Here is a 25,215-nt window from a genome sequence, read left to right as displayed (position 1 = left end):
TTTATTGGACGAAAAGAGCAAGTCCGATATGGGCTTGCTCTTAACTTAGGGAATTAATCAATGAGATTTTCATCAACTGGTAAAACTTTTGCTGGAATGAAGAAATCATTAATTTCTCGAATCTTATTGGGATCAACCTTAAAGTGACGATCATAGGTCAGCAGGCCATTAACTTCTTGTTCAACGTCACATAGTTGAGTGTAGCAGAAACCAACTATGCTTCGGGAGTTGGCGATGCCTTTGATTACACGTGTATATGCTTTCAAGTAATCTTCATCTGAGGAGGCTGTTGTATAGCCCCACCCTTGGTCGTCAGAGGCCTTCTTGTAGGCAATTCCGCCACATTCAGACAAGACTATCGGTTGGCCGGTGTAATGATATCCTTTGGCGAAAATGCTCCAGGCCCCGGGTGGCTGCGCGATAAGTTTCTGCCAACTAGAGAGTGTGTCTACAAAGTATTTATATTTTTCGGGTTCATCAGCATTTCCTTGGGCGTAGTTATGAATGCCACAAATATCGGTAACGGTTTGCTCCCAGCCATCATTTGATGAGACTAATCGCGTATTATCTAGGGTATGGATAAGATGGTATAAAGTTTGAGCGTAGTGCTGTTGTTTTAGGTCTTGATGAATCTGAGGGACCCCCCAGCTTTCATTAATAGGGACCCAAGTGATAATAGATGGATGATTAAAGTCACGCTCAATAATTTCTTCCCATTCAATGATAGTTCGCGAAATTGCGGTATTTGTGAAGGCAGGTGCAGCTGCGCACTCTCCCCAAACAAGATAGCCCAGTCTGTCAGCCCAATACAAGAAACGTGGGTCTTCAACCTTCTGATGCATACGACAGCCATTGAATCCCATCTTTTTGGACATTTCAATATCGCGTTTGAAGTCATTATCATCTGGCGCCGTTAGCAATCCTTTAGGCCAATAACCTTGATCCAGAACTAGCTTTTGATAGATAGGACGATTGTTGAGGTAGATTGATCCCTCCTCGGAGTGGATCTTGCGCATACCAAAATAACTTTTGACTTCATCTTTGGAAAGTCCATTTTCGGTTAGATCCACTTCACAGTCAAACAATGTGGGATGGGTAGGAGTCCAAGTCCATCCGTCATTATGAAACATCGTTCTAAAAATATGGTGGTCGAAAAGGTTAACTGTTGTTTCAAAATCGTTTAATTCTGGTTCAATACTTATTTTGGTAAGCTTAGTATTGTCTTTTGAAATTGTTATATTGACTGTTCTGTCAGAACTTGAATCTGATAGTTGACCAGTAATGTTGATAGTTCCTTGATCGATGTCAGGATGGAATTTGAGTGAAGTAATCCGGTGTTTACTAACGGGTTCGAGCCAAACTGTTTGCCAAATTCCTGTAGTGCCAGTATAGAAGATGGAGAAACTGTGACCAACCCAATTCTGCTTTCCCCGAGGTTGCTCTTCATCTTTTACAGAATCTTTAACGCGAACTACTAGGGAGTGATTCTGAAGTTCAGTGAGATAGGGTGCAATGTTAAAAGTGAAGCTAGTTTCACCACCTGTATGACTGCCAACTAATTGGCCATCCACCCAAATAGTAGCTAAATAGTCAACTGCCCCAAAATGCAGAAGTAAGTCTTCGTTGTTTTGAAACTGATATTTAAACTGCCGTTGGTACCAGACAACTTCATGTGGTGTGAGACTGTGAATGCCGCTTAACTGACTTTGATAGGCAAATGGGACTTGGATTGTCTGTGAAAAATCATGTTTCTTCCACCATTCTTCTTTTAGCCCAGTATTTGTATCATCGTAATCGAATGTCCATTGTCCGTTTAGGTTTATCCATTCTTTTCGTTTGAACTGTGGTCTTGGATACTCTGTTCTTAGCATAATTAACCTCCGTCTAATACCTATTTGACACTTTTGATCAACATGATAATGCCACCACCGACGAAACAAATCAGCGTTTCAACTGGAAAGATTGCGTGGTAACCCAACAATGAGATAATGATGGCCGCGACGATTGGCCCAAGTACCATGCCAGCAGTATTCGCTAAATTAATAATACCTAAGTCCTTAGCGGCGTTTTGTTTGCTTGGCAGTACTTGAATGTTTAAGACTTGGTCAACGGAACTATAACAGCCCATCCCAATACCTGCGATAATCCCGTAGGCAATCATGGTCCAAGGCTTAGGATCAATAAATGGTAAGAAAGCACCTACACCTAAAAGACCAGTGGTGATGGCAACCGGTAGTTTAACGCGATGAATCTTATCGGTAATGGGGCCGATAATAGCCGGACAAAATATCCCAGTGATCATTAGGCAGGTTGACATAAGAGTCAACGTTCTTGCAGATGCAGAGGCATTTAGGTTCATGTAATCTTTTAGAATGTAGAGTTGATAGCCAACAATAATGTACTGTCCAGTAACCATAAGTAATTTACCGATTAGCGCCATATAGTAATCTTTAGCGTTATGTACAGGGACTTTGAAGTTCGATAGGATTTCTTTAGCACTTACTTTGGTTTGTTCGGCTTCACGGTTCGAAGGCTCGTGTGCAAGCCATGCAGAAACTAAGCCTAAAATTAATGCCCATCCAGCAAAGAAGATGATCCCTTTTTCAACGCTATTTAAGAATTGGGCGGCGATTACACCGGATCCATAATTTCCGACAGCCATTCCGACTGCGTAGAATGATGAAATAGATCCTTGCCATTTTTTCGGTACCCGGTCTGATATTTGTGCAACCATTGGGGCAACGACACCATTTGAGGCAATCTCAAACAAGGCCCACATAACTAGCATCATTGTGATATTTTTGGAGAGTGCCAGTAAGACTAAAAAGATGGCTGAAACGAGTGAGTTTCCAATGATCCAAGGCGTTCGCCGTCCATATTTACTACGAGTCATATCGGAGAGAGCCCCAAAAACGATATTTGCAATAGTTGAAACAGTCATTGCAACGGTTGAGAAAAGAGCAACCAATGCGACTTTATGTGCGGGATCGATAACGCCAATTTGGCTGGGAAGCAGTGTTGCTGCTAATCCGACGTATGCACCAAGCCAACCGGCGGGGCCAACCAATAACGCCATTCCTAGTTTTGAAGGGAACTTCGAATTACCGTTACTGACTTCACGATTAGGTAAATCTTTATGAGCTTCCATAATTATCCTCCATATTCTTCACTAGATAGTTAACTATCTTAAATCTAATTTGTAGGCCTGAATTAAAAATAGCATGTATAGAAAGCGATTTCAATGCTATAATAGCAAGGATTAGAGATATTCTAAAAGAATCAAATAACGTGAATTGAATGTTCTGAATTTCGAACATACTTAACTAAAATGGAAAGGAAATGAGTATGGAGCTAGATATTAGCAAGGCATCGTTGCCGGTATTTCAGGCCTTATCATCGGATATTAGGTTAGAAATTATTCGGCGCGTTGGCGAGGGGACGCATACAGCATCACAACTTTCTCATGAGATGTCGTTGAGTGAATCTGCAATTTCTAAGAATTTGAACATTTTGATAAAGGCCGGACTGTTAGCTAAAAAGACATCAGTGGATAGTCGGAAGAAAGATTTGAAACTTGCCGTCCAAAATATTAACGTTCATTTACCGTCTATTTTATTTCCAAAGTATAAAAAATTAATGTACGATATTCCAATTGGAAGCTACTTTGAAATTGAAAATATCACATCTAGTTGCGGACTAGCTAGTAGTGAGCAGGTTATTGGAAAGTTTGATGATTCAAATGCTTTTTTATCACCGGAACGGTTTAAAGCGGATTTGATATGGTTTACGAATGGTATGGTTAAATACCAGTTGCCTAACCAGATTCCACGGGGAGCCAGTCCTAAACTAATCGAAATTTCGTTTGAGATTTCGTCTGAGTTCCCTGTTTCGAATAATAATTGGCCTTCTAATATTGGTTGCTGGGTGAATGATAAATTTGTTGGAAGCTTTATCGTCCCCGGTAATTTTTCGGACGTTAGAGGACGGTTAACACCTGAATGGTGGGCTAATGATTTAAGCCAATATGGTCAGTTGAAACATTTAAGAATCAACGATGAGAGCACCGGGGTAGATGGGCAGCAAATCTCTGATGTGACGCTTGAACAGCTGGGACTAGATGAATCAACGAGTATCAGTTTGACTTTGGGGGTGCTTGAGACAAATGGTGAGAACCACGGCTTGACGTTGTTTGGTCAGAAGTTTGGGAACTATAGTCAGGGAATTAATGTAGCCGTCTATTTTGCAACGGAGGAGCATTCTTGAGAGAAGTTACAGTACTTCTGTTCACGAGTCTCCAGTTCTTGGGAGTGCTACAAGTTTCGAGACTATCGAGTAAGCGGAGCACTGCTCGTTTGATCGTATCTGCTTAGCTTGAGTTTCTTGGCGACTGTCGTTTTAGGCGTAAACGTGGCTGCTGAATATAGCCAGCATCATGCCGATGTTGTCTTTGGTTATGGGCACACGACTTTTCAGCGAGCTATCACGAGCAATTTTTCTTCGTTGCTGCCATTGCAGGTCTCAGTCTAATTGCAGTCCTCGTTTCACTGGTTAAGTCGATAGCGGATGTGGTAGGCGAGTAGCCAGCATTGATTAAGTTATGCTGGCGGTGAAGGAAGTTCTTTTTGCTAAGTTGAAAATAGGTTGAGTTGCCGGATAGCTAGGAGTAATGTTCAAGTAATTTGAATGGATAGGTGAGAGTTCAGATGATGAATCCTCACCTATTTTTTATGAATCAAGTCCGTTATATGGATCAATTACTGATAAGATGTGAGAAATTGGGTTAGGGGATGTCCATAAGAAGATGGGCGCTCCAGTTATGAAAAAAATAATATTTGTCAGCGAATTTCCGCATTTTTATCAGGTTTAATTCTCGTGAGCAAACTCAACCGAACAATCCTCAAAGTCTGGTATACTTGGTTCCGGTAATTAACGCGGCTATGAACACTTGTGGCCCGCAAGTAGTTGCCAAATGACGCAAAATCCGACCGGCGAAGAACCGACAGACCTTGGTCGATTGAATGGTGGGTCAGTCAAATTTCGAAGAAGAATCGGCTTTTTCATAAATTGGACCGTATCAATTTACAAAAAGGTTGACTTTTCGACAAAATTTAGTATGATGAAGAAGTACAAAATTAACCTCTAATGATTTCTGTTAATTGTTTAGAAGGATGTTATTCAACGAAGGAGTGTAAAATTCATGGCAGTAGATTACGATTCCAAGTCATACTTGGAAAAGGTTGACGCCTGGTGGCGTGCTACAACGTATCTTTCCGGTGGTATGATTTTCCTGAAGGACAACCCATTGTTCTCAGTTACCAACACACCAATCAAAAAAGACGACGTTAAGGTTAAGCCTATCGGACACTGGGGTACTATCTCAGGACAAACTTTCCTGTATGCCCACGCCAACCGTCTGATCAACAAGTACGGCTTGAACATGTTCTATATCGGTGGTCCCGGTCATGGTGGCCAAGTTATGGTAACCAACGCGTACTTAGACGGTACCTACACTGAAGATTACCCTGAAATTACTCAGGACCTCGAAGGTATGGCACGTCTGTACAAGCGGTTCTCATTCCCAGGTGGGATTGGTTCTCACATGACTGCACAAACGCCTGGTTCTCTTCACGAAGGTGGAGAACTTGGTTACTCTCTGTCCCATGCTACTGGTGCCGTATTAGACAACCCAGACCAAATTGCATTTACTGTAGTTGGTGATGGTGAAGTTGAAACCGGCCCTGCCATGACTGCATGGAACTCCATCAAGTTCTTGAACCCTAAGAACGATGGTGCCGTATTACCTATCCTTGACGTAAACGGCTTCAAGATTTCCAACCCTACTATCTTCTCACGGATGAGCGACGACAAGATCGCCAAGTTCTTCGAAGGTTTAGGTTGGTCTCCTCGCTTCCTCGAAAACGACGATATCCATGATTACATGACTTACCACGAAAAAGCTGCTAAGTTATTTGACCAAGCTATCGCTGACATCAAGCAAATCCAAAAAGACGCCCGTGAAAACGGCAAGTACGAAGACGGTGAAGTTGCCGCTTGGCCTGTTGTTATTGCACGCTTACCAAAGGGTTGGGGTGGTCCACAAAAGAACCCAGCCGGCGAACCAATTGAAAACTCATTCCGTGCTCACCAAGTTCCGCTTGGCTTGAGCCAAAACAACTTCGATGAATTACCAGAATTTGAAGACTGGATGAACTCATACAAGCCAGCCGAATTATTCAATACTGATGGTTCATTGAAGGCAGAAGTTGCCGACTTCGCACCTAAGGGTGACAAGCGGATGGCTTCTAACCCAGTTGCTAACGGTGGCCGTGCGCGTGGCGAAAAGCCTGAAACGCTTGACTTACCTAACTGGAAAGACTTCGCTAACGACATCAACGAAGATAACCGTGGGACGAACTTGCCAGATGGCAACCGGAACATGGATATGAACGTTCTGTCAACCTTCTTTGCTGGCGTTGCCACTAAGAACCCAACGTCATTCCGGATCTTCGGACCTGACGAAACGATGTCTAACCGTCTCTGGGAAATGTTCAAGATTACGAACCGTCAATGGATGAGTAAGGTCAAGGAACCAAATGACCAATACGAAGCTCCAGAAGGCCGTATCTTGGATGCCCAATTATCAGAACACCAAGCTGAAGGTTGGCTTGAAGGTTACACCTTAACTGGTCGTACCGGTGTGTTCACGTCTTACGAATCATTCTTGCGGGTTGTCGACTCAATGACGACGCAACACTTCAAGTGGATCCGTCAAGCTGCTGCTGAACCATGGCGTAATGATTACCCATCATTGAACCTGGTTTCAACTTCAACTGTATTCCAACAAGACCATAACGGTTACACCCACCAAGATCCAGGTATGTTGACTCACTTGTCCGAAAAGAAGTCTGACTTCATTCGCCAATACTTGCCAGCAGATGCTAACTCACTCTTGGCTGTATTTGACCGGGCCTTCACTGACCGTCAAAAGTTGAACCATATCGTTGCTTCTAAGCAACCACGTCAACAATGGTTCTCTGTTGCCGAAGCTGAAGAATTAGCTACTAAGGGTCTTAAGACTATCGACTGGGCTTCCACTGTTGCTGAAGGCGAAGATGCTGATATCGTCTTTGCTTCTGCCGGTGTTGAACCAACCATCGAAACTCTTGCTGCTCTTAGCTTGGTTAACAATGCATTCCCATCTGTTAAGATGCGTTACGTCAACGTTGTTGAATTGGAACGTCTTCAAAAGAAGAACGGCCCTCTGAACGACGAACGTGCATTGAGCGATGCTGAATTCACGTCATTCTTCGGCGAATCTGGTACGCCAGTTCTGTTTGGCTTCCACGGTTACGAAGACTTGATCGAATCATTCTTCTACGAACGTCAACACTTAGGCTTACACGTTCATGGTTACCGTGAAGATGGTGATATCACGACTGCTTACGACATGCGTGTATACTCCGAATTAGACCGGTTCCACCAAGCTAAGGATGCTGTTAACACGTTAGTTGCTAACGGTGTTGTTGACAAGGCTGCTGCTGCAGACTTCGACAAGAAGATGGATGACATCTTAGCTAAGCACATGAAGATCACTCGTGACGAAGGTCATGATATCGAAGAATTCACTAAGTGGCAATGGGCCCCATTGAAGAAGTAATTTCTTCAATCTGAATTTTTCAAAAGAGGATTACTCCCAATCGGGGGTGATCCTCTTTTTTTCGCGGTAACAATAGTGATCCTTTCACGATACATCAAAACGACCAAGTCTGTTCAAAAGGCTTGGTCGTCTTGGTTTAGTTAAACGGGCGCTATACTCCAGCCTTGATCAAATTCCAAATACGTTCAAAGCGTTGCGCATAGTCTGGGTCGTTCCAAGTCTCCTTAAAATTTGGCAGGGTGAAGATAGCGAAGGTGGCTAGGATAGACTCGGCCTGCACGTTGTGGGGGTCATCGTAGCCCATGATTTGGGAGACAATCGTGTATGCCGGAATCAGGACCTCGCGTAACGCCTGAGGATTGCTGTCGATGTAGCGGGTATTGAGTGCAAACATCTGGGGATTGGTGTTGTACGCGTGCTTCTTAGCCGTCACGAAGGCCCACAGCCAGTCGTGTAGCTGTGATTGCGGCGTAGCAATCGGATCGCATTGAATCTGGTCGATGATTTCTCGTTGGAACCAGGCCGCCGAGACTGCCTCCCAGAGGGCTTGCTTATTTTGGAAATGTTTATAGAGGGCGGCATGCGTCATGCCAAGTGCTGTGGCAATTTGAGCCAGCGTTACCTCAGCGTTACCGGTCTCTTGGATTAGGCGTTCAGCCGTGCTGAGAATCTTTTCACGAGTCGTTAGTGTCATTTATATTGCCAAATCTCCCAGAATAGGAGATTCTGGCGACCCGCCTCCTTTTAGCATTATTTTTGTATATTATAACACAGAATGGCGGAAAGTAACTTTATTTGCATTTTGTAACCTGATTTGGTAAACTCATGGGGAAGTTTTAAAACAGGTGAAAAATAATGAATGACTTTTAGAGGAGGACCAGCCACTATGCAAGCTGCCCAATTAAACAAATACGATAAAAATTTCAAACTCGAGGTCAAGGATATTCCAGTGCCCACACCAACGGCTAACGAGGTCTTGGTCCAAGTGAAATTTGCCGCCGTCAATCCGTTGGAGATGCTGATCGGTACCGGTAGCGTTAAGTTGATTCAAGACTACGCGATGCCAACCACGATGGGCAGTGAGCTTTCTGGCGTTGTGACGGCAGTCGGCGCTAACGTGACCAATTTTAAAGCGGGGGACGCCGTGTATTCGCGGTTACCTTTGGGCAAAATCGGGGCCTTTGCGGAATTTGCTGCGATTGATCAGGATGCAGTTGCCTTGAAGCCGGAGAATCTGGACTTTGCGCACAGTGCCGCCGTTCCTTTGACTGGGCTGACGGCCTACCAGGGCTTACACGAGGAACTCCACGCCCAATCCGGCGAACGCGTCATGATTCCCGGTGGGTCCGGCTCGTTTGGTCAAATGGCAATTCCTATCGCCCGTGAAATGGGGTTGAATGTCAGTGTAAGCGGTAACGCCAGAGGTAAAGCGGCGGCGTTAGCTAACGGTGTGGATCAATACTTTGATTACCGTCAGGAAAATTACTGGGAAGAGCTCGCTCCGGTAGATTACGTGATTGATACGATTGGCCCTAAGGAACTGGACCACGAACTTAAAGTACTGAAGTCTGGGGGCAAATTACTCTCGCTTAGAATGGGGCCAAACCGTCACTTCGCGCAGAGCCATCAGCTTTCCTGGCTGAAGACGACGCTGTTCTCGCTGGCAGGTGCGCGGCTCGATCGGCAGACCAAGGCCGTTGGTGCACAGTACCGGTTCATCTTTGTCCGTAGTGACGGCGCCCAACTCCGCAAGATTACTGAACTGGTGGAACGTGAAAACATTGTCCCAGCCATTGATCCGACAGAATTCAAGTTGGCCGATATTAATCAGGCACTGGAATTGGTTGCCACGGGTCATCCTAAGGGGAAGGTATTGATTCGTTTCTAAGCGGTGAGTGTACTGGTTATATATTAGAAAATGGATTGCTTAATTAGTGAATAGCAAAATAAAACCGTTGGCCTAGTAGCTAACGGTTTTTTGCTATTTAAAATGTTCAAAACAATTCGTATGCTAGGTTCTAAACTCATTCGGTATTGGTAATCACAGTTAGAAACCAATTGCATGTCATTGGTTTAATAGTTAAAAACCAGCTTAGCCGGAGGAGGTCAGGGGTGTAGCCGGCCGTGACGATGACGTTAGCTGACGTTTTTTGTCAGGTTAGGTCATGGGACGAGCTTGGAGACGTCCGAACTTTGACGGCTTCAAGTCGAGGCCCAAGACCGCTTCTTAGGCTTGGACCGGTCCCCACAGCAGGCGGAACCCCTGACAGCCGCAGGCGAGAGTTTTTAGTCAAATAAAACCCCACTCTTCACGACAGAGTGGGGTTTCGGAAGTATTGAAGTTTTTAGAAATTACTTAGTGAAGTCGACAACCATCCGGCCAACAATCTTGTTAGCTTTCATTTCGTCGATGATATCGTTAACTTCGTCAAGACGACGAGTTTGAACGATAGGGTGAACCTTGCCTTCAGCACCGAATTGGAAGGTTTCAGCTAAGTCTTGACGGGTACCAACTAAGGAACCACGAACTGAGATACCATCCAGAACAGTCTTGGCAATGTTCAATTCCATGTCACCTTGAGGTAAAGCAACGGCAACTAACTTGCCATCTGGCTTCAAAGCGTTAACGGATTGCGTGAAGGCGTCCTTGGTAACGGCAGTAACTTGGGCGTTATCAACACCGCCGACCTTTTCTTGGATTTGTTCAGCAACATCACCATCATGACGGTTGATTAAAATTTCAGCGCCGTCCTTCTTAGCAGCAGCCAACTTGTCAGGGTTACCATCAACGGCAACAACGTGGGCACCGAAGACATTGTGGGCGTATTGAATAGCTAAGTTACCTAAACCACCGGCACCAACAACTTCAACCCATTGGCCTGGCTTAGTTTCACCAGTCTTAAGTGCTTTGTACATGGTAACACCGGCACAGGTAAGGGAAGTTGCTTCAACTGGGTCCAAGCCTTCTGGAACCTTAACAGCGTAGTTAGCATCAACGATACATTCTTCAGCCATGGCACCGTCAACAGTGAAACCAGAGTTCTTGACGTTCCGGCAAAGTGTTTCGCGACCGCTCAGGCAGTATTCACAATGGCCACAGCCCTTGAAGAACCAAGCGATAGAAACCCGGTCACCGATCTTTAAGTTGTCAACGTCGTCAGCAACTTGGATAACTTTACCGACACCTTCATGCCCAATGATCCGGCCAGGTTGCTTACCGAAGTCACCAGCAGCAACGTGTAAGTCGGTGTGACAGAGACCACAGTATTCCATCTTAACTAAAGCTTCACCATGGGTGATGGGACGTAAAGTAACATCTTTAATATCAACGTAACCGTCGACTGAATCGCGAATAACAGCAGCTTTCATTTCAAAAAACCCCTTTTCTTTTTTTCTACAATGCCTAGTATACTAAAAAATAAGATGATTTCAAGTGAAAATGTGAACAAAAACAAAATAATTGAAATGTGATTAGTTGTGCAAGCCTACTAACGCTCGCTTTCTTAGATTGTTGAGCAAATGTCCGAATGTGAAAGAAAAAGTTTAAAGGGTTTTCACAACCAATTCGGACGATTGTATGCAACCGGTTGTCGTGGTTTGAGCGACTGAAAATCGGGCTAATAATAAGTAAAAAATTAGATAAATGTGAAGCGACCGGTGGTTTTCGCATACAATTATGAGAAACTATGATAAAATTAAATGTTGAAATGAATAACGGACGTCCGCTCCCGGTATGGATTTGTTTGAGAGTGGACGCATTTAAATAGCCAGAGGAGTTAAAGCGCAATGAGTCGAATTTTAATTATTGAAGATGAAAAAAATCTCGCCCGCTTTGTCGAGCTTGAATTGAAGCACGAAGGTTATGAGACTAACGTGCAGTTCAACGGTCGTACGGGGCTGGAAGCAGCGCTGTCCCAAGACTTCGACGTTATTTTACTGGATCTTATGTTGCCAGAACTTAACGGAATCGAAGTGGCCCGTCGTGTTCGTGAAGTCAAGAGTACGCCGATCATCATGATGACGGCTCGGGACTCCGTGATTGACCGGGTCTCAGGGTTAGACCATGGTGCTGACGACTATATCGTTAAGCCATTTGCCATTGAAGAACTCCTTGCCCGGGTGCGGGCCCTGTTACGGCGGATTCATTTGGAGGGTGAACAGAAGAACACCAAGCAAACGACCGTTAAATTCAAGGATCTCACCATTGAAAAGGAAAACCGGATCGTGCGGCGGGGGGATGAAGTCATCAACCTGACCAAGCGTGAATATGAATTGCTCCTGGCTTTGATGGAAAACATCAACGTGGTCTTGGCCCGCGATGTTCTCTTAACTAAGGTTTGGGGTTACGAATCCGAAGTCGAAACCAATGTGGTGGATGTATACGTGCGGTACCTTCGGAACAAAATTGATGTGGCCGGCCAGAAGAGTTACATTCAGACGGTGCGGGGCACGGGGTACGTGATGCGTTCGTGAAATCAATAAATATTGAAGAACGGGATGCCGCAGAAGAGGAAGAACCTAAGCAAAAGAAGGGGTTTCGTTTTTCCCTAAAATGGGAATGGACGTTATCCACGGCTTTTGGTGTTCTGATTATTTTTGCGGCTATCGTTTTCTTAATTTTTAGTAGTTTTATGACGGTGCTGATGCGCCAGGAAAAGACCCACGTCGCGGATTCATTGAACGTGGTGGTCGAACGTCTGAGTAATCAGGGTGTGGCGCTCACCGATAAGCAGGTCGATCAGCTGTTGCGGCCACGTAATGTCTTGGCCGATGAGACCAGTGGTAGTCAGCAGGGGGCCCCGTATAACAATGCGGTCGTCACCACGTTGGCACGCGATAGTCAGACGGTTACGGTCTACGATACTGAGGGGAAGGCACTCTTCTCCACGGGGGATACGACTGCAAAATTTAGAGCCGTCGACAAGCAACACATTGCGGTGACCACGCTGAATCATCGGAAACATCTGGTGGGACGGATGCCGATCCACAGTAAGGAAAACGACAGCTTACTGGGCTACGTGCAAGTTACGGATAATCTCAAGGATTACCGGGCAACGCAGGTGAAGCTGTTCCAGGTTGCCATTGTCTTGGGGCTGATTGCTGGCTTGGCTGTGGCCATTCTCAGCTATATTCTGGCGTCATTTCTGTTGCGGCCCGTCGAAGCCATTCGCGAGACGATTCATGCCGTCAGAGACGATCCCCAGACTGACAAGCGGGTGCCGGAGATTCGGCATACCGATGAACTGAGTGACTTGGGAAATCTCTTTAACGGGATGCTGGATACCACTCAGGGGTACATGGATCAACAGCAGCAGTTCGTGGAAGATGTTTCCCATGAATTGCGGACGCCAGTGGCGATTATTCAGGGTCACATGGAGATGCTGGATCGTTGGGGGAAGGATGATCCCGAAGTACTCGACGAGTCCATTAAGGCCTCCTTGCAGGAGACTAAACGGATGAAGAGCCTGGTTCAAGAAATGTTGGACCTGCAACGGGCTGAGCAGATCGAAGTCAACTACACCAATGAAGTCACCGACGTGAGTGAAGTGGTGCAACAGGTCTACGACAACTTCAAGATGATCCATCCTGACTTCGTCTTTATCTTGGATGATGATGTTCAACGGCCGGTTCAGGCACAAGTCTACCGGAACCATTTGGAACAGATCCTAATCATTCTTCTGGATAACGCCGTGAAGTATACCCAGACGCGGAAAGAAATCCACCTGACCTTCGAGAGTGACTCTAGGAACGTCGAGGTGGCCGTTCAAGACTTTGGTGAGGGAATCTCCCAAGAGAACCGTGACCGGGTCTTTAACCGCTTCTACCGTGTTGACAAGGCCCGTTCGCGGACTAAGGGGGGCAATGGGTTGGGATTAGCCATTGCCAAACGTTTAATTGAGGCGTACCACGGAAAGATTACCATCGAAAGTGCCGTGGGTTACGGCTCCGTCTTCCGAATCTCGTTACCGATTCTTTCGGACGAGGATGCACGCATTCTCAACGAGAAAAAGGAGCGGGCTCAAGCTGAAGCCAACGATACGGGAATTCCAGGTATCAAGTCGGCATTATTGGAAGATTCACCGCATGATGATGTGGCGGATAACACTAATGACGGCGATTCTAAGGATTCTAAATAAGATTTAAAGGGAACGACTCAGGACGAGCATGTCTTGGGTCGTTTTTTTTCATGCAGTGATTTTGGAGTTGACAAGTTCAGGGGGATCAGGTATTCTATGATAACCAGTTAGTTACTCTAGTAGCTAACCAATGTGGGGAGGATACGAAAAATGAAGTTTTTAATGAAATTTGGCATGTTCTGTGTGGGGTTAATCGTTTTAATCGGTGTTGCTGCCGTTATTACCCCAAATTTAACCAAGAACCACGGAACGGAGTTGGCCATGGCCATTGACAACGTGAATCCAGCGGTCAAGGCAGAAGACGTCTACGCAAGTACCTCGGTAAAACCGATTCGCCATTACATTGGCGGTGGGGGCGAGAAGGAATACGTCTATGAATTGGCTACCTACAATAACCATGGCCAGATGCGCAAGCTCACGTTTGATTCACAGTGGGTTCTGAAGCCTAACCGTTACCTTAAAATTAATACTAAGGGGCAAAACGTGGAGACCTGGGAAGCTGTCGACCGAGCTGAAGTACCGAGCGGGATACGACAGAATTTGATGATGTCATAATTTGTGGAAATTAAAAAGGACGCCATTGTGGGATGTAGATTGATTCCATAATGGGGTCCTTTGATGTTGAAAAATAGCTTTTTGTATAGAGAAATTCGAAGACTTGCTATATACAACTATTGCGACTTTCACCGTTAAATGCGTGATTTTGGTGGCCAGCATCCTTAAGTTGTTAAGGATGGACGCCACCTATGTCAGCAGGCGCCGTGTTCGGAAGGTCATGTGGGTGGCATGGTGATGGCTTTGATTATGTTAGAACGGGAGCCCGTCTTTCTCAGCTTTTTTAGTGTGAGGCCTCAAGCTGCCCCGTTTTTTAGTCGAAGAGGGTCCTCTGAGGTGAGGAAGAATCCTTGGCAAGCCATGGCCGAAGACAACAAAAAAGTGCCCCTCACCCAATAGCGGTGAGGGGCACTTGACGTTCAGTTGTGATTAATGATGCCGTTGCTGCTTTCCGGCATTGCGGTTACGGTTTTTCTTTTCTTGCGTCTTGGCGGCAGCTGGTTGACTGGTGGCTGCTGACGAAGCAGGAGTCGCTGGTTTAGCAACGACTGGTTCAACAACTGGCTTTGGCTTAGGACGACTTTCCATCTGTTCCTTGATCTCCCGCCGAATCTTAGGCCGGTAGAAGTTGATGATCAGTGTTTGGAAACAGGCGAACAGTCCACCAACGAAGAAGTACAGGCCTAATCCGGCTGGTGAGCTCATCGTGAAGAACAGAATCATCACGGGTGAGAGCAACAGGGTGATCCGCATCTGCTTCTTCTGGTCTTCCGGCATCCCCAGCATGGACAGGTAACCCTGCAACAGGTAGGAGAGGAAGGCGAGAATGGCCAGAATCCAGCTAGACTTCCCAAGTGGAATCGTGAGGAAGACGGCCCCAGATAATTCTGGTGAGTACCGAATAGCGGCGTACAAGGCGGCGAAGATCGGCATCTGAATCAATAGTGGTAAACAACCGATACCACCGGTCATGCTGATCCCGTTTTCTTTGTACAGGGCCATCATGGCTTGGCTGGCAGCGGTCTGTTCTTCAGGTGTCTTGGCTTCTTTTTGCCGTTTTTGCATGGCAGCCATTTGTGGCCGAACCATCGAAATCTTTTCCTGCTGGACGGTGGCACTACGCATCTGCTTGATCATGATTGGTAGTAGGACCATTCGTACGATGACGGTTAGTCCGATGATTGCCCAACCATAACTATTGCCAAAGAGCTGTGCGAGCCAGTCCATCACGTGTTGTCCAGGGACGGCCAGGTAGTCATAGACGAAGCCATATGGTTTCCCGTTCTTGGTTTGCACACAGCCACTCAGGACGAGGGCCATGGCCGCCAGTGCACCGGTAACCGTGACTTTCTTGGAGATTTTCATTTTTATTTTGAACCCCTTTGTATTTAAAACGTAGAGCGCGGACGCCCCCAAACGACGAAAACGCCGCTAACATCAAACATATTACTTGATTTGTAGGTGATTTTCAAATGATTATCTAGTGATTATCCGGAATTCTGCAAATCGTTGCGTCCGGGCCGCAGTCACCTTGAGGTCGTGGACGATTGCCCAGGGCGTTACCCCGGCCTTTATCTGGCGGGCAAAGTCTGCCAACTGTGCTGTATCACCGCTAGCAACAATGGCGACTTGACCCGTTGGTAAATTTTGAACAGTGCCGGTGATCCCTAACTGCTGGGCTAAACGAGCTGCGGACCAACGAAAGCCCACGCCCTGAACCTGACCAGTGACTAAAAAATGTTGCGTGACCACAAAAGTTCCCCCTTATGCTGGAAAATTTAGATTAATCATACCGCGAAGTGCCGCGTCTGCCTAGCGATATGGTAGAATTAACCATGCGGTTTTGCCTAACACTAGTGGCGAAAGGCATTGAAGCTGCGGTCAGGCAGAACCGACTTGTACGAAAATGAACAAACTTTTGGCGTAAATCTACTATATATAAAGAACATTTAGCAAATAAATAAATGAATCATTAAAAGTGAGGATAAATTGATATGAAAGAAAAAATCACGTCTGGTCAAAATAAACGGGTCAAGCAGTGGCGGGCCTTAACTTCGAAGAAGGGACGGAAGGCAACTCAGTCTTACCTTCTAGAAGGCTGGCATTTGGTGCAGGAGGCTTTGAAAGCCCAATTGCCACTCACGGCCATCATGGGGACTGCAGAGCAGTTAGACGCGCACACAGCGAGCTTCCCAGCTAACGTGGACGTCTTCGAACTGACCGACAGCATTGCCAAGACGCTGGGCGACACCAGTACGCCGCAGGGAATCTTCGCAACCGCACCTATGCCGGATGATACGGCAGTTGATCCTGCCACGGCGACTGGGACGTGGCTGTTCTTAGATCAAGTCCAAGATCCTGGCAATATTGGGACCATGGTGCGGACGGCCGATGCCGCTGGGCTGACCGGGGTTGTTTTGGGGCAGGGAAGTGCGAGTCGCTTTTTACCTAAAGTTCTACGGTCCATGCAGGGAAGCCAGTTTCATATTCAGCTGGTCGAGGGCGATCTACACGAATGGATCACGGCCTTTACGCAGCGGCAATTGCCGGTCTACGGAACCAACCTAGATCCCCAAGCCAAGGATTATCGGGATATCGATGCCCTGCAAGCCGGAGCAATCGTCATGGGTAACGAAGGCAATGGCATGGCACCTGACCTGCAACAGTTAACGACACGAAACCTTTACATTCCGATTAAAGGCCAAGCTGAGTCACTCAACGTGGCCGTCGCAGCAGGCATCGTGATGTTCCGATTGGTTGGCTGAACGTTAAGAAACGGTAAATCACAATCACTTTCAGAACATTTTCATTGCTTTTTATCCAAAAGGAAGTATGATATAGGGTAATTAAGCATGACTGAAAATCATAATTCTAAATGAAAAGGAAGCATTCTATGACCAAACTTACTTGGCGTGATGACTCTGAGTACCTCGATTTAGTTTCTGACTTGTTGGAACAGGAGCCGGTTCAACGCCTGGCGAATTACACCCAGCACCACCATTCAACGCGTTTGGAACACTCAATTTCAGTGTCCTATAACAGTTATTTAGTTGCAAAGAAACTTGGTTTGAATACCCGAGCCACCGCACGGGGTGGGTTGTTACATGATTTGTTCTATTATGATTGGCGCACGACGAAGTTCAACTTAGGCTCGCACGCTTTTATCCACCCACGAGTTGCTCTGCGGAACGCTGAAAAGCTGACCGACTTGAGTGATATGGAAAAGGATATTATTTTGAAGCACATGTGGGGCGCAACCCTGGCAACACCTAAATACCGGGAAAGTGCCATTGTTTCCTTGGTCGATGATTACGAAGCGGTTCATGAATTCTTTGGCCCAACCCGCAAGCACGTCCAAGCCTTTGTTGAAAAGCTTACGCCTAACGCCTAGTTTCGGTTGAGAAATGGGGGGTCAGTAACACTATGCAAATGATGTCATCACAGACAAAACCTGAAGAGGGCGGCGTAGATTTCGCGCTGTGTCCGCGGTTTGAACAGACCTTCTCATTTCTAGGGAAGAAATGGAACGGGCTGATTATTGATGTGCTCCTCCAAGAGGGGCCACAACGGTTTAAAGATTTAGCACACAAGATTCCCCGTTGTAGCGACCGTGTCCTGGTCGAACGACTCAAGGAATTGGAATACAACGGTGTGATTGTTCGTCAGACTTTTCCCGACAATTCGTTGATTGAATACGAATTGACGCAGAAGGGTGAAGAGTTCAAGGACATCATGGCGGCGGTTCACGCTTGGTCGGACAAGTGGTATTGCCCAACTGAGGCAGACCAGAAGTAGTTGACAGTATCGAAAAAGTCGGCTAGTCTATAATATGTAATAATTTAAAAACGATGATAGAAAAGCAGTAGCCGGTGCAATTTGTCAGGAAGAGTTTGCCAAGACTGGAAGCAAACTTCAAATTACTGGGTGAATTCAGTTCTTGAGTTGTAATCGGGAGTCGTGGCAACACGATGAATGATTTTCCGGTGAGTGACCGTTATCACTTCTGAGTGTGGTTAGTTTTCGTGAGGAGACTAGCTGAATCAGGGTGGTACCGCGAAGCTTCGTCCCTAGTTATGGGGACGGAGCCTTTTTTTGTGGAAAATTTAGCCAACCGGAAGTAGAAAAGTAGAGAAAATGGAGGATGACGTATGTCGTTAAAGGATAAGCTCAGCGAACTGCGGCAACGCGGTTTAGCAGATATTAAAGAATCATCAGATTTAAAAGACGTTAATCAAGTGCGTGTCCAATTATTAGGGAAGAAAGGCCCCATCACCGAAGTCTTACGCGGAATGCGGGACCTCGATGCCGAAGAGCGGCCAAAGGTTGGGGCATTTGCCAACGAAATTCGTGACGACTTAGCCAACGCCCTTGCTAAACGGAAAGAAGAATTAGAAAAGGCCGTCTTAAACGCCCAATTAGCCAAGGAAACGATCGACGTGACCCTGCCAGGAACGCCAGTTGCCAAGGGTGAACCCCACGTTATTCAACAAATCGTGGATCAAATCGAAGATCTCTTCTTGGGTATGGGTTACCAAGTGCTCAGCGGTCCTGAAGTTGAAGAAGACAAGTACAACTTTGAAATGATGAACTTGCCTAAGAATCACCCAGCCCGTGACATGCAGGATACCTTCTACATCACGAAGGAAATCTTGATGCGGACGCAGACCTCACCAATGCAAGCCCGGACGTTGGAAAAGCATGATTTCAGCAAGGGTCCATTGAAGATGATCTCCCCAGGTGTAGTTTACCGTCGCGATACCGATGACCCAACCCACTCTCACCAATTCCATCAGGTAGAAGGTTTGGTTATCGACAAGCACATCACCATGGCCGACCTCAAGGGGACGCTGCAAGTCTTGGCCCACGAATTATTCGGGGACAAGTTCGACGTGCGGTTACGCCCAAGTTACTTCCCATTTACCGAACCTTCAGTCGAAGCCGATATTACCTGCTTTAACTGTGGCGGTAAGGGTTGCAAGGTTTGCAAGAACACTGGCTGGATCGAAGTTCTGGGTGCCGGGATGGTTCACCCGAACGTCTTAAAGATGGCTGGCGTGGATCCAGACGTTTACGGCGGATTTGCCTTTGGGGTCGGTCCCGACCGGTTCGCTATGTTGAAGTACGGTGTCGATGATATCCGGAACTTCTACCTGAACGACGTCCGCTTCCTGACACAATTCACAAAGAAAGGATAATCGCCAACCATGAAGATTTCATACAATTGGATTAAAGAATATTTAGATTTAAATGTTAAGCCCGCTGATCTGGCGGAAAAAATCGAACGGACTTCCGTGGAAGTCGATGGTGTCACCACACCTAGCGACGGCCTGAAGAAGATCGTGGTTGGGCACGTCCTTTCCCTGGAAGCTCACCCAGATTCCGATCACTTGCACGTGTGCCAAGTCGATGTTGGTGAAGACGAACCCTTACAAATCGTTTGTGGGGCGCCTAACGTGGCTGCCGGTCAAAACGTCATCGTGGCTTTGCCAGGGTCACGGATCGCCGACAACGTCAAGATCAAGAAGTCTAAGATGCGTGGTATCCCATCTGCTGGGATGATCTGTGCCTTACAAGAAATTGGCTTCCCTGAAGACGTTGTTCCTAAGGACTACGTGGATGGCATCTACGTCTTACCAGAAGATGCAACGCCTGGGGATGCTGTATACGATTACTTAGGGATGAACGATAGCTTAATCGATCTCGATGTGACGCCTAACCGGGGGGACATGTTGAGCCTCTACGGGACGCTGCATGACTTGGCTGCTATTTACGATAAGCCGGTCAAATTGGATCATCCAGAAGTTAAGGAAGATGGCACTGCGATTGCTGACCAACTGGCTGTTCACGTGGATGACGCATTATCACCACAGTACCGGATGCGTCTGGTGAAGAACGTGAAGTTGGCACCAAGTCCAATGTGGCTACAGATTCGTCTGTGGAATGCTGGGATGCGGCCAATCAACAATGTGGTGGATATCACGAACTACATCATGCTGAAATACGGTCAACCTTTACACGCTTTCGACTACGATAAGTTCAATGGTGAAGATGTTTACGTTCGGACTGCCAAGGCCGGTGAAAAGTTAACCACCTTGGATGAAAATGACCACGACCTCGATGAAAATGACATCGTGATTGCCGATCAAAAGGGCCCAATCGCCTTAGCCGGTGTCATGGGTGGTCTGGACGCTTCCATTCAGGATGGCACGACCACGGTGGCAATTGAATCTGCCGTCTTCGAACACGACCATATCCGGAAGGCTGCGCAACGGCATAACTTACACACGGATGCTTCGCAGCGTTTCGAACGGGGCGTTAACCAAGCGGGTGTACAGGAAGCTTTGGACGCTGCCGCTCAGATGATGAACGAACTCGCTGATGGGGAAGTCCAAAAGGGCTCCGTTGTCGGAAGCAGTAACATTCCTGATCCTGCCGTTATCGATATTACGCTGACCCACGTCAACGCCATTCTCGGAACGGAATTGACTATGGACCAAGTTTCCCACATTCTGGAAAGCTTAGGCTTCGAAGTGGCCGTTAACGGCGATACGTTGACGGTAACAGTCGCTGTTCGCCGGAACGACATTCATATTCCAGCTGATTTGCTGGAAGAAATCGCCCGGATCTACGGTTACGACCAATTACCAGCCACGTTGCCAACTGGTCGGATGACCATGGGGACGTTGACGATGAAGCAACGCTTGATGCGTGCAACGCGTCACTCTCTCGAAGGCTTAGGCCTGAACCAAGCCATTTCTTACGCCTTAACGACGGAAGAAAAGGCGAAGATGTTCATGATGCAAGCCAGTGAAACGACCAACTTGGCTTGGCCAATGAGCGTGGACCACGCCGTCTTGCGGATGAACGTGGTTTCTGGTTTGCTAGACGACATCGCCTACAACTCCGCACGGAAGGTTAAGGACGTGGCCCTTTACGAACAAGGCCGGGTCTTCTACCGTGAGGATGGAAATGACCGTCCTAGCGAAGAGGAGCATATTGCCGGTGCCATTACCGGTACCTTGATGCCTGAATCTTGGAACCAACCAGCCCAACCGGTTGATTTCTTCCAAATGAAGGGAATTGTGGCGGCTTACTTGAAGGACATGGCGGTCAATGGTGACGTGACCTACGAGCCAAACGCTGACATGCCTGAAATGCATCCCGGTCGGACCGCGGATGTCTTAGTTCACGGCCACCGGATTGGTTTCTTAGGCCAGATTCACCCGTTGATTGCCAAGCAATTCAAGATTGGTGCCACGTACGTCTTTGAATTGAACTTACAAGCCATCATCGATATGCCTAAGCAAGAAAACCAATACGATGTGATCTCTCGCTACCCTGCAATTACGCGAGACATTGCCATGCTCGTGGACGATGATGTGACGAATGACCAAGTCGTTGCATTGATCGAACGCCGTGGTGGGGCCTTCCTGCAATCCGTCAAGTTGTTTGACGTGTACGATGGCGTTAAGGTACCGAAGGGCAAGAAGTCCTTGGCCTACACGCTGACTTACCAAGACAAGCACGAAACCTTGGTAGATGACGCTGTGACCCAAGCCTTTGATAAGGTTTCTAAGCGTTTGGAAGACGACTTAGGTGCTCAGATTCGTTAATTAATAGTTGTTAGTAAATTGTGATAAAGACGCGCTTGATTCCTGGGTAGGAAGTCAAACGCGTCTTTGGCGAATGGGAAAATTTTAGTGAGGGTGTTGGTAGGGTGTTAGGTTGTCCTGGGAGATTTTGAGCTAGTGTTTTGAGAATTTGATACTGGTGTGGTTAGTCTTCTTCTGGGGGTGCTTAGGGCAAAGTGCCTTTCGAGAGGTGGGACTTTGTTGGCTTCATTAGGTCTCATATCACCTAGACTTTGAGTTTATGTTGGTTTGGGGCTCGCTCTAACTTTCTATGGCTGAAACGTGCTCCAGAAGGCAGGTTCTTACACTTATCCTCAGGTAAGAGAGAAGCTAGATCTCAATCTTATATTGGTTTGAAGATTGCCTTAATTCTCTATAGCTGAAACGTGCTCCACAAGGCAGGTCCCTGCGCTTAACCCCAATAATGAAAAAGCCAGACCCGGGCTTTTGTCCTTATTGACGTTAATGCTCAGGACCTAACCGCCTTGTTCCGCACTCTTTTCCGAAACGTGCTCCACAAGGCAGACCCCTGCGCTTAACCCCATTAAGCCAAAAAGCCAGGCCCGGGCTTTTGACCTTAATGACGTTAATGCTCAGAGTCTAACCGCCTTGTTCCGCACTCTTTTCCTAAATTTTTCTCAAAGTAGCGTTTTCAAGCCCCCACAGCCTCAGATTTTCTGTATAATGAAGAAGACTATGGCATAGAACGGAGGAAATAAGTTGGATAATGGCAATACGCCCACACCGTCAAGACAGGATTCGGGCAAGAAACGGTCTTTTGGCCGGCGAATTATGGTTGGCGTGGCGAGTTTGTTAGTCCTGCTGGCAGTGATTATCGGGATCTTCGGGTATCATTACTTCCAGACGGCACTCAAGCCCATGAATACGAAGAATAACAACGTGGTACAAGTTCACGTTCCCCTCGGGGCGACTTCTAACAAGATTGGACAGATCTTGCAGGATAAGAAGGTCGTTAAGAGTGGGATGGTCTTCAACTACTACGTGAAATCGAATAAGTTCACGAATTTTCAGGCGGGGTATTACCAGTTAAAACCGTCCATGACGCTCAATCAGATTGCCAAGCAGTTGCAGAAGGGTGGTTCAGCTGAACCTATCCAGAGTACGGCTGGTAAGCTATTAGTTCGCGAAGGCGAAAACGTCGATCAATTGGCCGCAGAGATTCCCATTCAGACCGACTTCACCAAGGTGGAATTTCTGAAATTGATGAAGGACGAAGCGTTCTTTGATCAGTTGGCGAAGAAATATCCACAATTGTTGGACTCTGCAAAGTCCGCGAAGCACGTTCGTTATCGGTTAGAAGGATATTTGGCCCCTGCCACGTATCAAGCTGGTAAGAAGATGACGTTGAAGGACATCGTTACTCAGATGGTGGCCAAGTCCAATCAGAACTTGCAAGGCAGCTATGCGACGATCAAGAAGCAAAAGCGGAGTGTCCAAGAGGTCATGACGTTAGCGTCTCTGATTGAACGTGAAGGGGTCTCACAGGCTGACCGGAATAAGATTTCCGGCGTATTCCTGAATCGAATCGACGCGGGAATGGCCTTACAGTCTGATATTTCCGTGCAATATGCCTTGAAGACCAACAAGAAGACGTTGACCTACAAGGATTTGAAGGTCAAGTCACCGTATAACCTGTACGTGCACACGGGTTACGGCCCAGGGCCATTTGACAATCCAAGTGTTTCCTCAATCAATGCGGTACTGCACCCGAAGGACCAGAAGAAGGGGTACTACTACTTCATTGCAAATACCAAGACCGGGAAAGTTTACTTCTCCCAGACTTACGCAGAGCATCAAGCAAAGACCAGTTCATTAGCAAGTGATAATAAGTAAAGGATGGCGACAGTGTTGGCAGACAAAAAGCGACCGATTATTATTGGGGTTACCGGGGGTTCCGGTAGTGGTAAGACAACGGTTAGTCGGGCAATTTTTAATCAATTGATTGGGCATTCAATCATGATTTTACAGCAGGATTCGTACTACAACGATCAGTCTGAAATGACGATGGAGGAACGGGCAGCGGTCAACTACGATCACCCATTAGCCTTCGATACGGACCTGTTGATCTCACAACTCAAACAGCTGTTGGACCGTAAGCCGATTGAAAAACCAGTTTATGATTACACAATTTCAACGCGAAGTAGCAAGACAATTCACCAGGAACCTCGTGACGTGATCATTCTGGAAGGTATCTTAATTCTGGATGACGAACGGCTACGGGACCTGATGGACATCAAGGTCTTCGTTGATACGGACGATGATATCCGTATCATTCGGCGGATCGAACGGGACATGAATGAACGGGGCCGGTCCTTGGAATCCATCATTCAACAATATCTCGCAACAGTTAAGCCAACGTACCATCAATTCGTGGAACCAACCAAGCGTTACGCGGACTTGATCGTGCCAGAAGGTGGCGAGAACCAAGTCGCTATCGACCTGTTAGTCACCAAGATTCGGGCGATCCTCGAAGCTAGTGGCAATGAAGAAGTTTTTGACAATCCAGATACAACCATATAGAATAGGACGGGTTAGCTGGTAAATCGGCTAACCTTTTCTACAAACAAAAAATTCAGGTTGGCGTGTGCGTCAATATTTAAAAATATATCAATTAAGGGGTGGCCAGTGTGGCACAAGATAAAATGTATCCAATGACTGAAGAAGGTAAGGAAAAGCTCGAGACAGAACTCGAAGACTTAAAGATGGTTCAACGGCCTAAGGTTATTGACCGGATCAAGATTGCCCGTTCTTACGGTGACTTATCTGAAAATTCAGAATACGAATCAGCTAAGGACGAACAAAGTATGTTGGAAACGCGGATCAGCACCGTTGAACGGATGCTGCAATACGCTCAGATCATCGACAACGGTGGGACCGACAAGGATGAAATCACGGTTGGTAAGAAGGTTACCTTCAAGGAATTGCCTGATGAAGAACCTGAAGAATACACTATCGTGGGGGCTGCTGAAGCCGACCCAATGTCCGGTAAAATTTCGAACGATTCTCCAATTGCCAAGGGCCTGTTAGGTCACCGCAAGGGCGAAGAAATCACGTTTGAGACGCCAGGTGGTGACATGTCCGTTAAGGTTTTGGACGTGGAATAAATTGTATTTTGAAGAACTAATCCGACGGGGTTGGTTCTTTTTTTAGTTAATTCAGAAGGTTATTGATATCACGGGATTTGTAAAATATGGACCTTTGTGTAAGAAACTTG

Annotated in this window: 20 protein-coding genes; 14 read left to right on the top strand and 6 right to left on the bottom strand. The window is 46.7% G+C overall.

Translation table 11 applies throughout. From position 1 onward, the window contains the following. Positions 1-53: 53 nt before the first annotated feature. A complete protein-coding gene (locus tag ACEPSU_RS07785) occupies positions 54-1,871 on the bottom strand; it encodes a glycoside hydrolase family 2 protein (RefSeq protein ID WP_395320972.1) in 1,818 nt (605 codons plus the stop codon). Positions 1,872-1,891: 20 nt separating this feature from the next. After that, positions 1,892-3,148, bottom strand: coding sequence for an MFS transporter (locus ACEPSU_RS07780; protein WP_395320971.1), 1,257 nt, complete (start codon positions 3,146-3,148; stop codon positions 1,892-1,894). Between the two features lie 197 nt (positions 3,149-3,345). Here ACEPSU_RS07780 and ACEPSU_RS07775 point away from each other — a divergent pair, with 197 nt between their 5' ends. After that, positions 3,346-4,263 (top strand): ArsR/SmtB family transcription factor, encoded by a 918-nt coding sequence (locus tag ACEPSU_RS07775; RefSeq protein WP_395320970.1) that lies wholly within the window; start codon positions 3,346-3,348, stop codon positions 4,261-4,263. Positions 4,264-5,197: 934 nt separating this feature from the next. Beyond that, positions 5,198-7,657, top strand: coding sequence for a phosphoketolase (locus ACEPSU_RS07770; protein ID WP_020090085.1), 2,460 nt, complete (start codon positions 5,198-5,200; stop codon positions 7,655-7,657). A 151-nt stretch (positions 7,658-7,808) separates the two neighbouring features. Here ACEPSU_RS07770 and ACEPSU_RS07765 read toward each other — a convergent pair whose 3' ends face one another. Next, positions 7,809-8,351 (bottom strand): TetR/AcrR family transcriptional regulator, encoded by a 543-nt coding sequence (locus tag ACEPSU_RS07765; RefSeq protein ID WP_395320969.1) that lies wholly within the window; start codon positions 8,349-8,351, stop codon positions 7,809-7,811. Positions 8,352-8,543: 192 nt separating this feature from the next. Between ACEPSU_RS07765 and ACEPSU_RS07760 the strand changes: the two genes are divergently transcribed. Further along, complete coding sequence (locus ACEPSU_RS07760) at positions 8,544-9,545, top strand: NADP-dependent oxidoreductase (RefSeq protein ID WP_395320968.1); 1,002 nt, start codon at positions 8,544-8,546, stop codon at positions 9,543-9,545. A gap of 464 nt (positions 9,546-10,009) precedes the next feature. Here the strand turns inward: ACEPSU_RS07760 and adhP are convergent, their stop codons facing one another. Beyond that, complete coding sequence (adhP, locus tag ACEPSU_RS07755) at positions 10,010-11,026, bottom strand: alcohol dehydrogenase AdhP (RefSeq protein ID WP_020090054.1); 1,017 nt, start codon at positions 11,024-11,026, stop codon at positions 10,010-10,012. A 417-nt stretch (positions 11,027-11,443) separates the two neighbouring features. Between adhP and ACEPSU_RS07750 the strand changes: the two genes are divergently transcribed. From ACEPSU_RS07750 to ACEPSU_RS07740, 3 genes are all read left to right on the top strand, one after another. Then, positions 11,444-12,130: a response regulator transcription factor gene (locus ACEPSU_RS07750; RefSeq protein WP_020090053.1), complete on the top strand. Its 687-nt coding sequence runs from the start codon at positions 11,444-11,446 to the stop codon at positions 12,128-12,130. Next, entirely contained in the window at positions 12,127-13,794 is a 1,668-nt protein-coding gene (locus ACEPSU_RS07745) for an ATP-binding protein (RefSeq protein WP_395320967.1), read from the top strand. The genes ACEPSU_RS07750 and ACEPSU_RS07745 overlap by 4 nt, the downstream gene beginning before the upstream one ends. A gap of 150 nt (positions 13,795-13,944) precedes the next feature. Continuing rightward, positions 13,945-14,349 carry a YxeA family protein gene (locus ACEPSU_RS07740; RefSeq protein WP_020090051.1) on the top strand — a complete coding sequence of 135 codons (405 nt, stop codon included), beginning with the start codon at positions 13,945-13,947 and terminating at the stop codon, positions 14,347-14,349. A 429-nt stretch (positions 14,350-14,778) separates the two neighbouring features. Here the strand turns inward: ACEPSU_RS07740 and yidC are convergent, their stop codons facing one another. Together yidC and ACEPSU_RS07730 are read right to left on the bottom strand one after the other, a co-directional pair. After that, a complete protein-coding gene (yidC, locus tag ACEPSU_RS07735) occupies positions 14,779-15,714 on the bottom strand; it encodes a membrane protein insertase YidC (RefSeq protein ID WP_020090050.1) in 936 nt (311 codons plus the stop codon). Between the two features lie 111 nt (positions 15,715-15,825). After that, on the bottom strand, positions 15,826-16,101 hold the full coding sequence (locus ACEPSU_RS07730; protein WP_020090049.1) for an acylphosphatase: 276 nt from the start codon (positions 16,099-16,101) through the stop codon (positions 15,826-15,828). Positions 16,102-16,343: 242 nt separating this feature from the next. On the opposite strand from ACEPSU_RS07730, the gene ACEPSU_RS07725 reads away from it, so the two are divergent. From ACEPSU_RS07725 to greA, 8 genes are all read left to right on the top strand, one after another. Next, positions 16,344-17,114: an RNA methyltransferase gene (locus tag ACEPSU_RS07725; protein ID WP_020090048.1), complete on the top strand. Its 771-nt coding sequence runs from the start codon at positions 16,344-16,346 to the stop codon at positions 17,112-17,114. A gap of 128 nt (positions 17,115-17,242) precedes the next feature. Further along, positions 17,243-17,740, top strand: a complete 498-nt coding sequence (locus tag ACEPSU_RS07720; RefSeq protein WP_260340095.1) for an HD domain-containing protein — start codon at positions 17,243-17,245, stop codon at positions 17,738-17,740. 32 nt (positions 17,741-17,772) lie between these two features. Next, a complete protein-coding gene (locus tag ACEPSU_RS07715; RefSeq protein WP_395320965.1) occupies positions 17,773-18,144 on the top strand; it encodes a winged helix-turn-helix transcriptional regulator in 372 nt (123 codons plus the stop codon). 353 nt (positions 18,145-18,497) lie between these two features. Beyond that, on the top strand, positions 18,498-19,544 hold the full coding sequence (pheS, locus tag ACEPSU_RS07710) for a phenylalanine--tRNA ligase subunit alpha (RefSeq protein ID WP_260346810.1): 1,047 nt from the start codon (positions 18,498-18,500) through the stop codon (positions 19,542-19,544). Positions 19,545-19,553: 9 nt separating this feature from the next. Then, positions 19,554-21,962, top strand: a complete 2,409-nt coding sequence (gene pheT, locus ACEPSU_RS07705; protein WP_395320964.1) for a phenylalanine--tRNA ligase subunit beta — start codon at positions 19,554-19,556, stop codon at positions 21,960-21,962. Positions 21,963-22,700: 738 nt separating this feature from the next. Then, on the top strand, positions 22,701-23,834 hold the full coding sequence (gene mltG, locus ACEPSU_RS07700) for an endolytic transglycosylase MltG (protein WP_020090043.1): 1,134 nt from the start codon (positions 22,701-22,703) through the stop codon (positions 23,832-23,834). Positions 23,835-23,837: 3 nt separating this feature from the next. Further along, a complete protein-coding gene (gene udk / locus ACEPSU_RS07695) occupies positions 23,838-24,521 on the top strand; it encodes a uridine kinase (protein WP_033388956.1) in 684 nt (227 codons plus the stop codon). Positions 24,522-24,628: 107 nt separating this feature from the next. After that, positions 24,629-25,105, top strand: coding sequence for a transcription elongation factor GreA (greA, locus tag ACEPSU_RS07690; protein ID WP_020090041.1), 477 nt, complete (start codon positions 24,629-24,631; stop codon positions 25,103-25,105). Positions 25,106-25,215: the final 110 nt, after the last annotated feature.

It is taken from the genome of Levilactobacillus parabrevis, assembly GCF_044051715.1.
Classification (GTDB): Bacteria; Bacillota; Bacilli; order Lactobacillales; family Lactobacillaceae; genus Levilactobacillus; species Levilactobacillus parabrevis.
Note: the sequence above shows the minus strand (reverse complement) of the source record. Positions and strands in the feature narration are given on the sequence as shown.